Source organism: Salinimonas iocasae, assembly GCF_006228385.1.
GTDB lineage: Bacteria > Pseudomonadota > Gammaproteobacteria > Enterobacterales > Alteromonadaceae > Alteromonas > Alteromonas iocasae.
The window spans coordinates 3,289,649-3,306,393 of sequence record NZ_CP039852.1; the positions used below are offsets into that span (position 1 = coordinate 3,289,649).

Annotated in this window: 12 protein-coding genes; 8 read left to right on the top strand and 4 right to left on the bottom strand. The window is 48.8% G+C overall.

Annotated elements, in window-relative coordinates; translation table 11 throughout:
* Positions 1 to 83: 83 nt before the first annotated feature.
* Complete coding sequence (cysG, locus tag FBQ74_RS14630) at positions 84 to 1,472, top strand: siroheme synthase CysG (protein ID WP_139757363.1); 1,389 nt, start codon at positions 84 to 86, stop codon at positions 1,470 to 1,472.
* Between the two features lie 81 nt (positions 1,473 to 1,553).
* Positions 1,554 to 2,501 carry a hypothetical protein gene (locus FBQ74_RS14635; protein WP_139757364.1) on the top strand — a complete coding sequence of 316 codons (948 nt, stop codon included), beginning with the start codon at positions 1,554 to 1,556 and terminating at the stop codon, positions 2,499 to 2,501.
* A 32-nt stretch (positions 2,502 to 2,533) separates the two neighbouring features.
* Here the strand turns inward: FBQ74_RS14635 and FBQ74_RS14640 are convergent, their stop codons facing one another.
* Positions 2,534 to 3,931: a PhoH family protein gene (locus FBQ74_RS14640; RefSeq protein WP_139757365.1), complete on the bottom strand. Its 1,398-nt coding sequence runs from the start codon at positions 3,929 to 3,931 to the stop codon at positions 2,534 to 2,536.
* A gap of 299 nt (positions 3,932 to 4,230) precedes the next feature.
* Here FBQ74_RS14640 and rapA point away from each other — a divergent pair, with 299 nt between their 5' ends.
* Both rapA and rluA read left to right on the top strand, forming a co-directional pair.
* Positions 4,231 to 7,059, top strand: coding sequence for an RNA polymerase-associated protein RapA (gene rapA / locus FBQ74_RS14645; protein WP_139757366.1), 2,829 nt, complete (start codon positions 4,231 to 4,233; stop codon positions 7,057 to 7,059).
* Positions 7,059 to 7,766: a bifunctional tRNA pseudouridine(32) synthase/23S rRNA pseudouridine(746) synthase RluA gene (gene rluA, locus FBQ74_RS14650; protein WP_139757367.1), complete on the top strand. Its 708-nt coding sequence runs from the start codon at positions 7,059 to 7,061 to the stop codon at positions 7,764 to 7,766. The genes rapA and rluA overlap by 1 nt, the downstream gene beginning before the upstream one ends.
* A gap of 35 nt (positions 7,767 to 7,801) precedes the next feature.
* On the opposite strand, the gene FBQ74_RS14655 is transcribed toward rluA, so the two are convergent.
* From FBQ74_RS14655 to FBQ74_RS14665, 3 genes are all read right to left on the bottom strand, one after another.
* On the bottom strand, positions 7,802 to 11,059 hold the full coding sequence (locus tag FBQ74_RS14655; RefSeq protein ID WP_139757368.1) for a bifunctional diguanylate cyclase/phosphodiesterase: 3,258 nt from the start codon (positions 11,057 to 11,059) through the stop codon (positions 7,802 to 7,804).
* Positions 11,060 to 11,460: 401 nt separating this feature from the next.
* Positions 11,461 to 12,396: a hypothetical protein gene (locus FBQ74_RS14660; protein WP_139757369.1), complete on the bottom strand. Its 936-nt coding sequence runs from the start codon at positions 12,394 to 12,396 to the stop codon at positions 11,461 to 11,463.
* 125 nt (positions 12,397 to 12,521) lie between these two features.
* Entirely contained in the window at positions 12,522 to 12,932 is a 411-nt protein-coding gene (locus tag FBQ74_RS14665) for a MerR family DNA-binding transcriptional regulator (protein ID WP_139757370.1), read from the bottom strand.
* A 96-nt stretch (positions 12,933 to 13,028) separates the two neighbouring features.
* On the opposite strand from FBQ74_RS14665, the gene FBQ74_RS14670 reads away from it, so the two are divergent.
* From FBQ74_RS14670 to FBQ74_RS14685, 4 genes are all read left to right on the top strand, one after another.
* Positions 13,029 to 13,976: an NAD-dependent epimerase/dehydratase family protein gene (locus FBQ74_RS14670; protein WP_139757371.1), complete on the top strand. Its 948-nt coding sequence runs from the start codon at positions 13,029 to 13,031 to the stop codon at positions 13,974 to 13,976.
* 66 nt (positions 13,977 to 14,042) lie between these two features.
* Entirely contained in the window at positions 14,043 to 14,858 is an 816-nt protein-coding gene (locus FBQ74_RS14675; RefSeq protein ID WP_232372028.1) for a DUF3530 family protein, read from the top strand.
* A gap of 90 nt (positions 14,859 to 14,948) precedes the next feature.
* Entirely contained in the window at positions 14,949 to 15,308 is a 360-nt protein-coding gene (locus FBQ74_RS14680) for a hypothetical protein (protein ID WP_232371931.1), read from the top strand.
* A 93-nt stretch (positions 15,309 to 15,401) separates the two neighbouring features.
* The gene (locus tag FBQ74_RS14685) at positions 15,402 to 16,739 is read left to right on the top strand and encodes an AmpG family muropeptide MFS transporter (RefSeq protein WP_139757373.1); all 1,338 of its coding nucleotides are present in this window, start codon (positions 15,402 to 15,404) and stop codon (positions 16,737 to 16,739) included.
* Positions 16,740 to 16,745: the final 6 nt, after the last annotated feature.

Below are 16,745 nucleotides of genomic sequence, written 5' to 3' on the forward strand. Positions count from 1 at the left end.
TATTTTCCGATTTAATTGTTTCTAATAAATAAGTAAAAGCGTCAAAATGGCGCTTTTACTGTTTCTGGCACCTGAGAAAATTCATGCGTTACTTTCCTGTCTTTCTTGATACCCGTTCACTGCATTGCCTGATAGTCGGCGCAGGAGAAGTGGCAGCGCGCAAACTGGAATTAATTCTTAAAAGTGAGGCGCAGGTGACCGTCGTAGCGCCCGATATCTGTAATACCGTTGCCAGCTATGCAGAGCATTCTCAGGTTAATATTCAGCAGCGACCATTCGATGAAAGGGATTTGGCAGGCGCGGATATTGCCTTTGTTGCCACCAGTGACGAAGCGCTTAATGCTCATATCCGTCACCTCGGCGATAAATACAATGTTCTGGTGAATGTTGTGGATAACACCCCACTTTGCCAGTTCATCACACCTTCTATTATCGATCGCTCTCCAATCACTATTGCGATGAGCAGTGGCGGCGTTGCGCCGGTGTTGCTGCGTTATCTGCGCCAGAAGCTGGAGAGCGTAATACCAGCTAATGTCAGTCGCCTCGGCCGTTTTTCAGAAAAATTCCGCGATAAGGTTAAGCAAACCCTTAACGGTGTCACCGCCCGGCGTTATTTCTGGGAAGACGTGCTGGATGGCGATATTGCTGAACTGGTTGAAAAAGGCCAGAACGATAAGGCCGAGCAGCGATTTGAGGAGGCCCTGAGTGCTGCCGCTTCAGATACCACGCCTCAGGGTCAGGTTTATCTGGTGGGTGCCGGACCGGGTGATCCAGATCTACTGACATTCATAGCCCTGCGGCTGATGCAGAAAGCCGATGTGGTGATATACGACAGGCTGGTGTCTGCGCCAATTCTGGAGTTGGTCAGACGGGATGCCGAAAAAATATATGTCGGTAAACAAAAATCGAATCACTCGTTACCTCAGGATGACATCAATACGCTGATGGTGACCGAAGCGAAAAAGGGCAACCGTGTCGTTCGCTTAAAAGGCGGTGACCCCTTTATCTTCGGCCGCGGCGGCGAAGAAATACAGGTGTTATTGCAGCATGGTATAGATTTTCAGGTGGTGCCGGGCATTACGGCTGCCAGCGGTGCTGCCAGCTACGCCGGTATTCCCCTTACCCATCGCGACCATGCACAATCGGTCACTTTTACCACCGGACATTTAAAAGATGGTACGGTCGATTTGGACTGGCAGGCGCTGGCCAGCGGGCATCGCACTCTGGTGTTTTATATGGGTCTGACCGGGCTGCCTATCATCTGCCAGAAGCTTATAGAGCATGGCTTAAACGCTTCCACCCCCATCGCACTGATTCAGCAGGCCACTTTACCTGAGCAGCGGGTAGTGACAGGAACTCTGTCGGATATCACAGATAATCCTGAAACGGAACATATGCAGCCGCCGACGCTTATTATTGTAGGTAGTGTGGTGTCTCTACATCATCAACTTGACTGGTTTACTACTTCATAGCATTGATTTCGCTGCTTTAACTTTACCTTTATCAAATGGTGCGCATAATAGATTGAAGGGTTTAAATAATAAGCAGTAGAAATGCAGAGTTGCCGTTTGTTTATTGGTTTGTTGTTATGGATGTTTACCGGTCACGCGATTGGCGAGCAGCTCAGCTTTTCCGCTTCCCAAAGTGCCGAAGCACTAAGCTACGATTACCGCTGGTCTCGCCAGGGCCAGTCCCCCGCCTCTTTATCATTCAGTCTTGACCGTCAGGCTATGGTAGAAGCGCCTGCCATACAAAAAACCTACTCCCTTGCGCTGGTTCAGCGTTACGTCTACGTTGAGCTGATGAAAGCGGCCAAAGAAATCGACCCTAAACAAGCCAGGGTGAAAATAAACCGCCTCCATCGCGGGATAGAAATCAGAGTAAGCTCTACCAGCGAAGCCACAAACAAGCGTATTTCTGAAGAGCTAAGCGCTTTGCGAGAACAGGCTTACGATAGTTACCTGAAAGAAAATTACTACACACGGTATACCACAGTATTTAATGAAGAAGCTGTTAAGCCTGATCATATCCGTTTTATTAACGAATATATCGAACCCCTTATCCCTCTTTCTCAGGCCATATATGATTCGGTCAGTCAGCAGGCTGATGCAAGGGAATACTTTAACTTCTTACTAGGCTGGGTACAGAGTATTCCCTACGATCGCCTGTCTAATCGTGCTGATAATAATGGTGGCGGCTTTTTACCACCGGCAGGTTTGCTGGCACAAAACAAAGGTGATTGTGACAGTAAATCAGTACTGACTGCCGCCATTGCCCGAGGCTTTCTGCCTGATACTCCAATGATTCTGGTATTGTTGCCCCGCCATGCTCTTCTTGGCGTGGCGCTGGCACCGCAGGCAGGTGATCAAACGCTCACTTATGATGGGAAGACCTACGTACTGTTTGAGCCTACCGGACCAGCGAAGTTGCCCATGGGCGAGGTAGCGCCGGACAGCCGACAGGCGCTGGCCAACAGACATTTTACCATTGAACAGATTTAACGCCCCGATTGGGGCGTTAACAAATAGGCGTGTTATAAATGCTCTTCTGCAAATTGGGCCAGACGCGAGCGCACGACCCCATCGAGATTAAGCGTGGCACTGCCCGAGAAGTTCTTAAACTTTTCGACCAGATAAGTAAGGCCCGATGTCACCGGCGACAGATAGTTACTGTCGATTTGTGCCAGGTTACCGCTACATATCAGCTTGGTGCCTTCGCCACATCGGGTGATAATCGTTTTTAACTGGGCCGCCGTCAGATTCTGAGATTCATCGAGAATAACAATAGCATTCTGAATGCTTCGCCCTCGCATGAAGTTCACCGATTTATACTGAATATTGGCCTTTTCCATGATGTAGCTCATCGAGCTTTTGGCATTCTCATCATGCTTGTGCAGGACTTCCAGCGAATCGGTGATTGCAGCCAGCCATGGCAACATCTTCTCTTCCTCGGTACCGGGTAAGAATCCGATAGATTCAGCGATATCCGGCGTGCTGCGGGTCACAATGATCTTGTCATACATGTTCTTTTCCACCACCATTTCCAGGGCGGCGGCCAGGGCAAGCAGGGTTTTACCACTGCCGGCAGGACCGGTAAGTATCACCAGATCGATGTGCGCATCCAGTAGCGCGTGAAGCGCCATTGCCTGTCCGATATTTTTTGGGGTGATCCCCCAGGCATGACGACTCATCAGCCGCTCGTACCCCAAATCAAGCAGCTCGATATGGTCGTCATCTACCGACTCTACCAAGCCAGCAAAATGGCGGGAATCATCCAGCAAAAACTCATTCACATAGGCTTCCGGCAGCACGCTACGTGCAAGTGTGTGAATGGTATCGCGACCTTCAGAGCGGCTTTCCACAGACTTTACCTGCTCCCAGAAATTGCCTTCGAACTGATGATAACCCCGTGACAGATATTTGATGTCACTGATTAGCTGGTCGGTACGATAATCTTCAACATTCGCCAGACCGGCACCTTTTGCTTTCAGGCGCATATTCAGGTCTTTGGTGACCAGAACCACCTGCTGTGGCGCAAAAGCCTTTTGCAGGTGCAGAGCAACATTGATAATACGGTTATCGTTTTCGTTACTGGTAAATACCTGTTGCGACTCCGCCATACTCAGATCAGTAAAAATAGATAAGGCCCCGGTGGGAGCATCTTTACCGGCCCCCAGACCCTGCATACTCACGCCTTCGATCATCGCCTCGGGCGATGCGTCGTGGAGCAAATCCTCCATGGCGCGAATAGACACCCGCGCATCGCGGGCCACATCTTTTTTGCTGTCTTTAATGTAATCCAGTTCTTCGAGAACTGTCATGGGAATAACAACGTCGTGTTCTTTAAACGAGAGAAATGCGTGAGGTTCGTGAAGCAGTATGTTTGTGTCGAGGACGTAGATTTTGGTTTCTGGCGATTTTTTTCCTGGCATCCTTCACTCCGGTTGTCAAAGCTATGCCCGTCTGTACAGCTGACGCGCAACAGACGATAGCGGGAGGAGGCGGTCGAACTTTACGACCCACTCCGTGTCGCATCGACTTACACTTTCACCATAATCCAGAATTTGCGCTTTATCACTACTTTTTGAAATTTATTTTTTTCAACGCGGAAAATTCCACCTGAAACTGAGAAAAATCCTATATTTTAAGCAGGCACTGCCAAAGTGAACTTTATTCAGCAGGGCCGGATAAGTACAATACTGCCCCTTTGAAACACAGACAGCTAGGTATCATGAGTTCAGCAAGCGAGTACGCGGTAGGCCAGCGTTGGCTAAGTAATACAGAATCCGAACTGGGGTTAGGTGCGATTGTTAATCAGGACTTTCGCTCCGTAGAAGTTTTTTATCCAGCGACGGGAGAGAGCCGAAAGTACACCAAAAATGATGCCCCGCTGACCCGCCTCACCTTTGAAGTGGGTGATACCATTAAAAGCCAGGATGGCTGGAGCATGGAGGTTTCAGACATTGAGATCTCTCAGGATGTAGTTATCTATCATGGTAAACACACTGAGACCGGCGAGACCAGCCGCTTACCTGAAACCATGCTCGACCATCATATTCGTCTTAATCAGCCTGAACAGCGCTTGTTCAGCATGCAGCATGATATTCCTAAATGGTTTGACCTGCGTCTGAAAGCCTTTACCCACATGAGTGACTATCAGCGCAGCCAGACCATCGGTCTTGCTGGTGCCCGGATCGAGCTTATTCCCCATCAGCTACACATTGCTTCTCAGGTTGGTAACCGGCACGCGCCCCGCGTTTTGCTTGCCGATGAAGTCGGTCTGGGTAAGACCATTGAAGCAGCATTGATTATCCACCAGCAAATCAAGACGGCGCGAGCCCAGCGCGTGCTGATTGTGGTCCCGGATTCACTGGTGCATCAATGGCTGGTTGAAATGCTACGACGCGTCAATCTGGCCTTCGCCATTTTTGATGAAAGCCGCTGCGAGGCGATGGACGAATCGGAACAAAATCCGTTTGAGCAGGAACAACTGGTGTTGTGTAGCCTGGACTTTCTGCGTGACAACACCAAACGTCACGAACAGGCACTTGCAGCAGGCTGGGATTTACTGGTAGTGGATGAGGCGCACCATCTTGTATGGTCAGCTGAGGCCCCCTCTGCCGATTACCAGTGTATCGAAGCTCTGGCACAAACCATCGCAGGTGTGCTATTGCTTACTGCCACACCAGACCAGCTGGGGCACGAGAGCCACTTTGCCCGACTGCGGTTACTTGACCCTGCCAGATTTCATGACTACGACACCTTTTTAAACGAAGAGTCACAGTACAGTGAACTGGCAGAAGCAGTTACCCCCTTGTTGGGCGATGACACGCTCGATGACGAACAAATAAAGCGCATCCGCGAACTTGCTCCTCACAGTGCCAGCGAACTAACCAATCTGGATGATTTTGATCAGCGTGACGCGCTACTGCACGCACTTATTGATCGTCATGGCACCGGCAGGCTGCTATTCAGAAACCGCCGCGCCGGCATCACCGGCTTTCCCGAGCGTCATCTGCAGGCCCACCCTCTGCCACTGCCGGATGTTTATGAAGACATGCTGGAACTGACCGACGATTTGGACGAGGCTCTTTATCCTGAGCGCCAGCCTTCTCTGGTTAACAGCTGGACCGATCTGGATCCCCGCGTAGAGTGGCTGCTTGAGTTCTTACCATCGGTTAAACCCGAGAAGGTTTTGCTGATTTGCGCCAGCGCGGTCACTGCGCAGCAACTGGGCGAAGCTATCCGCTTACGCACCGGCATCCGCCACAGTGTTTTCCATGAAGGTATGAGTATTGTCGAGCGTGACAAGGCTGCGCACTTTTTTGCCGATGATGAAGAAGGCGCGCAAATTCTGCTGTGTAGTGAAATTGGCTCTGAGGGGCGCAACTTCCAGTTTGCTCACCACCTGGTATTGTTCGACCTGCCTATGACACCGGACCTGCTTGAACAGCGTATCGGACGCCTTGATCGAATCGGTCAGACCAAAGATATTCAGATTCATGTTCCTTATCTTGAAGATACCGCGCAATCGGTCCTTTTGGACTGGTATCACGATGGCTTAGGTGCGTTTACACAAACCTGTCCAACCGGTACAGGTGTATTTGAACAGGTTAAGGACCAGCTGACCGATTGCTTGCTGGTACCACAAGACAAGGAAAGCCGGGCTGCGCTGGTTTCCAGAACCCACGAAATCAATCAGTCGCTGCGCAAGCAACTGGATGCCGGTCGCGACCGGTTACTTGAGCTCAACGCCTCGGGTAAAGGTAAAGTGGAAGACTTGCTGGATGACATTATTGCCCAGGATGCTAATGACGCACTGGCAGATTTTATGAACTGGCTATTTGATGCCATCGGTGTAAATCAGGAAGATAAAGGCAATGATTGCTTTATCCTGCGTCCGGGTGAATCAATGGTTAATAGTCTGCCCGGGCTGGATCCTGAAGGCATGACGGTAACCTACCGACGCCGCGTAGCCACTACATTAGAGCATGTGCACTATCTGAGCTGGGACCATCCGCTGGTACACAATGCTGTTGATGTTATTCTTACCGATACTATTGGTAAAGCAAGCCTTGGGTTTATTGCTGATCGCACCTTACCCAAAGGTGCCTACTGGCTAGAAGCCTTGTTCACCTTAAGTGTAAATGCACCAGCGCATCTGCAGGCGTCGCGCTTCCTGCCAGCCATCCCTATAAAGTTGTGCATTGATGCGCAGGGGGAAGAGAGCGACACCACCTTCGAGAAGACCCGCCGCGCCAATAAGAAAATTGCCCAGCAACTTATCGGCGCGCTGAAAACGCCGGTGAATAACCAGATTGATAAAGCCCGTGAGCTAGCCTCAGCGCAAGCTGAAACGCTGCTGACGCAAGCGCGTGACACGATGAAGTCTTCATTAGGAGCAGAGACCGAACGCCTGCGCGAATTACAACAGGACAACCCGGCGATAAGAGATAGCGAGATTGCCTTTATCGATGACCAAATTGCGGCGCTGGATGCGGCATTTGACGATGCTGAAGTACAATTGGATGCACTACGAATTGTGGTGAATAACCCTTAATGGCCAATCCCCCGTTTGTTTACAATCCGCCCCTGTCGCCTTACCTGGATATTCTTTATCAGGACGAGGCGATTTTGGTGGCCAATAAGCCCAGCGGGCTGCTCAGTGTGCCGGGTAAGGCTGAAGCGCATAAGGACTCATTGATCACCCGCGTTAAGCGAGTGTATCCGAATGCAGCTGTAGTCCATCGCCTGGATATGGCAACTTCAGGCATTATGATAATGGCACTGACCAAAGAGGCTAATCGTTTTTTGTCGCAACAGTTTGCAACCCGGCAAACCCAGAAGCGCTATTATGCACGGGTAGATGGCTGCATGCGCCAGCCCGCCGGCATGGTAGACCTGCCATTAATTTGTGACTGGCCCAACCGGCCAAAACAAATGGTTTGTCACGAAAATGGAAAGCCTTCTGTGACCTATTATTCGGTGGTAAGCAAAAATGACAGCGAAAGCCTGGTTGCGCTTAAGCCGGTCACTGGACGCTCTCATCAGTTGCGGGTACATATGCTGGCGCTGGGCCATCCCATTTTGGGCGACCGCCTGTACGCACACCCTGATGCCCTGGCGAAAGCACCCCGTTTACAATTGCACGCCCAGACCCTGATTATTCGTCACCCCGAAACATCAAAATGGTGTCACTTTGAAACGGCGATCCCCTTTAGCGAGCACGTTCCGGCGCCACTTACGGTACCAGAGTATATTAGCTAATAGACTGTATTGCTGAAGCTATCGCATCGCAATGCTCAGAACAGAGGTGCTGTAAGATCTGGCTTTATCCGGGTGTGGTTATGACGATAAGCCATATGCTCAAACTCAATAGCACTCACAGGCTTACTGATGAAATACCCCTGAATAAAGTCACAGCCTAAGGGTTTGAGCAAATCATGCTGCGCTTGTGTTTCCACTCCCTCAGCTACCACCTGAACGTTCAGAAGTTTCGCCAGGTGCGTGGTGCCCTTGCACAGGCGATAATCAATATTTGACTGATTAAGTGAAGACACAAAGGATCGGTCAATTTTAAGATAGTCCACAGGGTAGTGTTTCAGGTGCATCAGCGAGGAATACCCTGTTCCAAAATCATCCAATGCAATCTGAACACCCAAGGCCCGGTATTTCCCCAGCTCATTCTGCGTTGCTTCAGAATATTCGAGCATTGAATGCTCTGTGATCTCAATAACCAGGTTTTTGCCGGAAAGTTTTCTGCATAATAATTGTTGTTCCAGCTGACATGCCCCGTATTCCGGGTCAATAAGCTCCAGTGCAGACTTATTGATAGCCAGTTGAAAGTCTTCGCCGAAAAGAGTTGTCCACCGCTCTAACTGACATAATGCCTGCCGCTCTACCCAGTTACCTAATCTGCCGATTATCCCGTTTTTCTCAGCAAGAGGAATAAAATGGTCAGGAGACAGACGGCCCAAACGCGGATGATTCCAGCGCACCAGCGCCTCTGCCTTTAATATTGTGCCCGAGTGAATGCTCATGATTGGCTGAAAAAACAATTCGAGTTCATCATTGGCGATGGCATTTGTCAGCTCTGCCGGCGAAAGCATGTATACAGAGCGCTTTGAGGCAACGCCGGGGAAGTAGACCTGGTTTTTGCCTGCACCTTTGGCCAGATACATCGCATCGTCGGCAGCCTTAAATAGCTCAGTAAGCGATTCTCCGTCTTTGGGAAAGCCAGCTACACCCATGCTGGCCGACAATGATACTGCGGCACCATTAATATGCGAAATCCGGGTAATATCCTCTATAATTGCATTCGCCGTTTCACTGACTTTACCGGTAGTTTTGCAATCACGCAGACAAACCACAAATTCGTCCCCTCCCAGTCTGCCAGCAATATCATTTCGCTTTAGGTGCTTTGTCAGGATACTGGCCACGGCGTTCAGCAACATATCGCCAACATCGTGCCCATAGCTATCGTTGTAGAACTTGAAGTTGTCCAGGTCGAGAAAGAACAAATAGAAGGGTTGCTTGGTACGGCGGCTTACACTTAATACCTCTGATACTTTTTCCTGAATCCCCGCACGATTGAAAAGGTGCGTCAGCGGATCCTCAATCGCTTGCTGCCGAATCATCGCTTCCTGCTCGACTTCATGGTTAATATTACGCGAAATCATTGAAATACCGATGATTTGCTGGCTTGCATCAAATACCGGAGACACCGAAACAGAAACATGAGTCAGCCTGCCGTTATGGGGCTTCACCGTAGTTCTGAAGTGGCGAATGACCTGCCCCTTAGCCACTTTCTCAATTAATGCATCCTGGGACTCTATTTCACCCAATACCCGCGACGCCGGCTGACCGACAATCTCACCGCTTGTAAATCCATAAAGCCTGCAGGCTGCATCGTTGCAGGTCAGCACCACCCCACAAGGCGACAGGCTGACAATCGCATCCTCGGAAGACTCCACCAGCGATTTGTAGCGCTTGATCATAGTGGTATCTTCAACGCGCCGGGTGGAATCCATCATAAAGCCATCGACGTATTGCTGCCCGTTCTCATCCTCACATACTCTGAATGAGTCCGTGATCCATCGTATATTACCCCGGCTATCTTTTATCCGGTACTCAAGGGTCTGCTCTACCCTGCATGTATCAATTGCCGCTTTGACCTTTTCCCTGTCTTCTTTGAGAATCAGAGACAAAAACGCTGTCGACTGCTGTGCGTTCATAAAATAGTGCGCAGGAATACCGGTCAGCGTGCGAATTGCAGCACTGACATAGTGCATGGTCCAGCTTTCATCATTTGCGCGCCGATAAGCAACGCCGGGGATGTTTGTGACCAGTGTCCGGAATTTTTTCTCTTTCAGCTTCAGGCTATCTTCCATTTTGACACGCTGTCGAAGGTCAGACAGAAATGCCACAAAGTAATCCTGCCCGGGGAGTGCCGCATGACCTATACTCAATCTGACAGCTATTCTTGAACCATCTTTATGAAGCGCTTCTACGTCACGGCCTGAGCCAATAACTTTTGGTTTTTTCGTTAGCAGATACTGTTTTATAAAGTTGTCGTGTTGGTGATGATAGGGAGTGGGCACGATCTTGTTAACGTTGAAACCAACTAGATCATCTGCATACCAGCCCAGCAGTGATGTGGTCGCGTGGTTGACACTGACTACAATACCTTTGTTATTAATTGTAATGATACTGTCTACCGCACTGTTCATTATCGTGCGCATCTTTTCTTCACTGGACTGGTACTCCAGCGAGAGTAATTTGTACTTGGTTATCAAAGTGATAGCAAAAACAATAAATGCGATAACCACAGTAGCACCAGCCACGCCATAAGCCAGCAGCTGCGACATATTCGCGCCTGGTTCCTCCAACTCCATGCCGGGAGGCAATACAAAGCGCGCCGCGGCCATTCCGGTATAATGCATGCCTGAAATTGCACCGCCCATCACAATAGACGCCAGAAAGTTAATAACCAGCGTATGGGTTTTCACTAGCTTGCTACCCAGATAAAACCGGATCCACAGTGACAATACGGCAAGCGCTACCGCAACCGCGATGGAGATAATGAAAGTGCTTATATCGTAGCGTAGCAATGGTGCCATCTCCATTGCCGCCATGCCCAGGTAATGCATGGCGCCGATACCTGCACCGACCAGCATCCCGCAAATCAGTAACGATTTTTTCGAGGTTTGATGAGTGGAAATAAAGTTTAGCGCGATCCAGGATGCCCCGACACTGGGCACAATAGATAGCAAAGTGATAAAGCTGTCGTAGCTGACCACCGTACATAAATCAAAGGCCAGCATGCCTAAAAAGTGCATGGACCATACGCCAATCCCCATCGCCAGCCCACCGACAAATATGGCAGTTTGTCGGCCCCAACGGCTGGTAAAAACCGAGGCATAGGAAATGGCATGAAGCGCAACAAATGAAGAAAGAATGGCAATAAGAATCGAAAGCAGCACGAGCGAAGGGGAATAATCGCCAACAACCAGTAACCCTGATTCAGGAAGGGAAAAAAGGCTAATCGGCTGATCATCCATAATCTGCTGCGCTCCGTTGTCTGCACTTCAACTTTTGTATAATAAGATTTAGTCGACAACCTTAAAGCTGTCTAATGGCTCGCAACAAAGGTGAAGTTAAACAGCGTATAAACAGGCATAGCCGAGCATTGAAAGACACACCTTTGCGCGTGGAATAACAGCGGTGAAGATTGTAGAAGAAGGGTGCCGACTTGAATTTTTTATTATAAATAAACAACAACTTAGTTAAATTACAAAGTAAATATAAGGAGTGAGAGCTCTGTCAACCCGAATTTCGGGACTAAGTAATAATACGTATTTTTATTAGACTTTCGAAATGGACTTTTGGTGACAGACTGCTACGCGGTACAGAAGTAGCATTTCCATTCAAATCACAGGCTAATAATCAGTCATCAACTGACCTAATCACTCTCGCCAAACTCGTCTTCAAACGCTTTTATTTCTGATTTCAGGCGGCTTCTCTGCTCAAAGCTTAGTGTCTGCATTTCAAGTAACATTTGGCGGCGCTCGATTTGTTCTGTGGCTACTGCTGAAACACGCTTCTTTAACCAAGACTCATTAATGTCCCCATTTGCATAATGCCTTTTTTTGATACCTTCTATCAATTGAGCTGTTTCACCCATATTTTTAAGTGAGCTTTCGATTTGCATCTGTAATTCAGAGCTCGTCAGCAGACTTGGCGCGCCGTCCACCACACGGTCAAACAAACCTTTGTTACCGTTTAATGCTGACCCCAATGCCAAGAGTCGCCCATGCTCAGGCCCATAGCCCAAATGTGTCGATATCAGTTCGGCGCTATCAAGATCTTTCAATCGTGTCACTGAAAGAAAACTATATTCAAACGTTTGATAGCTGCCTAAATCGATAAATTGCTGGATCTCCGCTGGAGTAATTTCGGGATCCAACGCCATCGCAATAATGAGTGGCGTATCAATACCTGGTCCTTCATCTAAAGGAACGTTAACAGTCAGAATACCTTCTTCAATCAATCTAAAAACGAGCGCTGTGGTATCTTTTCCTTCTGCTGCAAGCTCGATAAAAAACCTTAATACTTCTTCATCGCTTATCTGCTGTAGACGTTCGAACTTAGCCAGAATGTCTACCGATATCTCCGGTTTATCTTCTGTGGGGAGAAGGTCCTTATGATTATCAGTATTAATATCACTGTTCGTCGTGGATGCGGATGATATAGCTTTTGAAAGGGGTTGGAGCTGCATTTTTTCGGGCTTTGGGGGCGTTACAAGTTCCGGTGCAACCGGCTCAACCTCAATGCTATTCCACAATAGTATTGCTATTACAATAAGCGCTGCGGCCACGGCTATGATTTGTTTTACCACATGAATATCCTTTTTCTGCGGTTCAAATTTTGGTTTTTAACAGCCTAAAGGCAGGGTACAGTTAATGCAAGCAGTGCTACAGGCCATGGCTCATACGCTAGCACTACTTACTCAGGGTCGGAAATTTATTTCCAGTCTAATCCCATCGCAGTAATGACACGCCTTGCATTTTCGGCACAGCTTACGTCTTCCGGCTTTGCCTCTACCTGCTCCAAAATCGAACGCAGGTGACGTTTATTCTGTTTAAGTTTTGCTTCCAGCTTTTCGGTCTCGGTCAGCTTTTTACGTAACGCATCAACCAGGGCACTGTGGTCCCAGTTAACCGAGTCTGAGGGTAATAGCGGACGTAGCTCGTCCAGGCTGAAACCAGCCTGCTGACCCTGAACAATAAGATTCAGTACCGCTTCTGTTTCAGGCGAATAATCTCGATAGCCATTTGCTGACCGACTTACCTTCGGTAAAAGCCCTATACTTTCATAAAAGCGAATTTTCGATGGCGCAAGTTGCATACGTTTGGCCAGCTCACCAATTTTCATTTTGTCTCCTGCGAGAAAAGTTATAATACTCTATTGACCTTAAAGTTAACTTTAACATTATACTTTTTATCACCTGTTTCAGACAAAGGTTATTTCATGCACGTTATATTAGGTGCCAGCGGGCAGATTGGAAGTGAGCTAGCGCAAGTCTTACACACCGATTACACCACAGATATTCGGGTAGTCAGCAGAAACCCGATTAAAATAAACGATACAGACACACTATATAGTGCTGATCTGATGGATCCCCGGCAGACTCTTGAAGCAACCAAAGGTGCTGACACCGTGTGGTTCACTGCCGGTCTACCGATGGATACATCCCGATGGGAAAAACAATGGCCGGTGATGATGGAAAATGTCATCAACGCCTGTGCAACCAATAACGCCAGGCTCGTCTATTTTGATAACACCTATATGTACCCACAGACCAGTGAACCCATGGATGAAACTACGCGCTTTGATCCCGTGGGAAGAAAAGGCAGGGTTCGTGCCTTAATCACAAATATGCTGCTGGAGGCGATGCAAAATGGCCGGGTAAACGCGATGATTTGCCGCGCCCCTGAATTTTACGGGCCCGGTAAAACACAAAGTATCACCAATACCATAGTGCTGGACAAACTTCGTAATAAGCAAACGGCCAACGTATTTTTAAGCGCAACGACCGTGCGCTCCCTTATTTATACGCCAGATGCGAGCAGAGCAATGGCGCTGTTAGGTCACACGGAAGATGCGTATGGGCAAACCTGGCACCTGCCATGTGATGATGAGCGCCTCTCCTATACGCAAATGATTAAAATTGCTGGCGAGATACTCAATACGCCGTGTGACTTTAAAGTACTGAAAAAGTGGCAACTCACCTTAGCAGGTTTGGTAAGCAAATCTGTTCGCGAGACCTGGGAGTTACTGCCCCGGTATGAAGTGGATAACATCTTTGTGTCAAATAAGTTTAAACAACGCTTTCCCGCATTTACCGTAACCCCCTACAAAGAAGGGCTTAGTGCGACGTTAAAGCAGCCTACCGATAACAACGGGCTTAACAGATAACTTCAGAATACAAATCGGCCGCCGATATCAGTTGTATTACGTTGCTGCAGGTATATTGCTTTGAAAGTGTCATTTCCAGTCTTGCTGTTTTTTCTGGTGAGTACAACCTCAGCTGCCAGTTCGTTAAATGAAGCGCTTATGGCACGTTATAGCGAACAGGAGCGCATCAGCTTTCTGGCCGGTGATGAAGAGCAAATCGCCCTGAATTTTCCGCCCACTGCGACACTAAAGCGTGGCGTTGCGGTAGTCCTGGCGGAAACTGGCTATCAGGGTTTGACGCTGCAGTCTGGCAGTGCACTGGCCCGGCGGATGCGTCGCTGGGGCTGGCATGTTGTTGTTGTCCCTGTGAAATTTGATTCTGAGGCTGAGCAAAGTAACCAGGCATCAACGCCCACAGCGTATACCGATAATACCGGCCAATGGCTTCAGGCCGAAACCTGGCAAACACACCTGAGACTTGTGACTGCCGGGATCTTCAGTCAGTTTGCAGATGAGCCGGGATACAAGCTTGTTGTTTGTCAGGGTATGACAGCCGCGCAACTATTAAACCTCAATGCTCAGCAAAAAGTTTCCGCTCCGGATTCTTACATCGTTATCGCCCCATTCTGGCCTGAAGCATCGCAAAATCAGCAGATAGCCAGCTGGATTGCCGACACGGCGGTGCCCGTGCTGGATATTGCAGGCGGGCTGGCCAATCACTGGTCGGCCAAAACAATGGCCCTACGCAATGATAGTGCACAGTCAGGTTTGAAAATGCATTACCGACAGCGCCAGCTACCAGAATCTGCAGCAGGTATTTCAGGTATCCCCGGTCATACTTCTCCGTTTATTTCGCGGCTAAGCAAAGAAATTTATGGGTGGACACGGTATTTGGGCTGGTAAAAAAGACAGTTCACTTCGTTTTCACTTCCAATTCAATGCCTTGTTTGCTCTACTTATCGGCAATGGTAAATAATGAAATTCGCACTATAATTGAAAAATTATAACGATATTACCGGCAACGGTTCAGTGAAAGTTAATAACTTTATCAACGAGAAGTCTCAGCAACTGTGTTATTACCTGCGCGGCTACTGGGGAAATCTCATTGCCTATTCAGAGCTGGAATTATTCTTCTGGGATGTGCTGGAGGAATGGAGCCAGGTCGAGTATAGCCTTGAGCAGCCCTACAGCAGTCAGGAACGGGTATTCTGGCACCTGCTTCATCAGATTCACTACTGGGACGCCCAGAAAATCATGCTGGATGATGATCTCATCGAAGAGCTGCAACGCTGTGCGTGTTTTCTTGAAGGGACAGGCCGTTGTCCTATAGACTGTGTTGGCATTCGCCCGTAAATAAGGTGCGTGCTTCACTGTCTGCCCCGCCATCTGCTAAATAACCCGCAGTCAGGCTGTAGATGTAACTCTGTCTTATAGCGTCACACTTTCATGCCATTACCTGCTTTTATTAATGCGTACCACGACAGACGCCTGCTAAGTATATTCTTATTCGGAATTTCCAGCGGCTTCCCCTTTGTGATGATTGGCTCAGTCATGTCAGCCTGGCTGTCTGATGAAGGGCTTTCCCGTTCCAGTATTGGTCTGTTCGGTATCATTTTTAACGTCTACGCCTTCAACTTTTTGTGGTCGCCTCTGCTAGACCGCATCAGGCCACCTGCCCTCGGCCAGCGCCGGGGCTGGATTCTGGCGATGCAGCTAGCCATCATCACCTGTTGCCTAGTTATGTCCAGGCTGGACGTCGCCAACGAACTATTCACAATGGCACTGTTGGGATTACTCATCGCGATATTTTCATCGACACAGGATATTGCCATCGATGCGTACCGTATTGACATCATTCGGGATGATGAGAAAGATAAATTATCGGCCGGTTCATCGCTGGCGACTGCCGGATGGTGGACGGGTTATGGTGGCCTGGGCGCACTGCCGTTTGTGATGGCCGATATGCCTGGATGGAACTGGTCCACTATCTATTTGCTGCTGGCGTCCATCATGGCGGTAATAAGCATTTTCACCTTGCTGGCTAAAGAACCTGACATCGATCGGGAACTTGTTGCCCGTCAGGCTTACAAACGCTACGAAGATGCCACCGGCGGGCACCAGGGGCGAAGTGCCATTTTTGCCTGGCTCGGTGTCACACTCATCGAACCCTTTCGTGAGTTTTTTCAGCGCAGTGGCGTAAGACTGGCACTGTCTATTTTGTTATTTATCTTTTTATTCAAGTTAGGTGAAGCGTTCCTTGGCCGGATGAGCATTGTCTTTTATAAAGAAGTCGGCTTTACCAACACGGATATTGGTTACTATTCCAAACTGCTTAACTGGTGGGTGACCATTGTCTTTTCCATCATCGGGGGCATGATGAACATCCGCTATGGTATATATCGCGGGTTGTTAATTGCAGGTATCGCCATGGCCAGCAGTAACCTGATGTTCGCGTGGATAGCAGAGGTCGGCCCGAATAAAACGTTGTTCGCTGCTACCATCATTGTTGATGGCTTTACGTCAGCCTGGAGCACGGTTGCCATGGTGGCATTTATCAGTCTGATGTGTAACCGCGCTTTTTCAGCATCGCAATACGCCCTGATGGCGTCGCTTAGCGTGGCGGGTAAGAATACTCTGGCTGCCGGAAGCGGCTGGATCGTCGATGCGATGAACGGAAACTGGAGCCTGTTTTTCATTTTAACAGCGGTAATGGTTATTCCCGGTTTGCTGTTTTTGCGCAGTCTGAAGCATGATATTTCCCGGGCAGAAAAAGCCAGCGCCTGATAACTA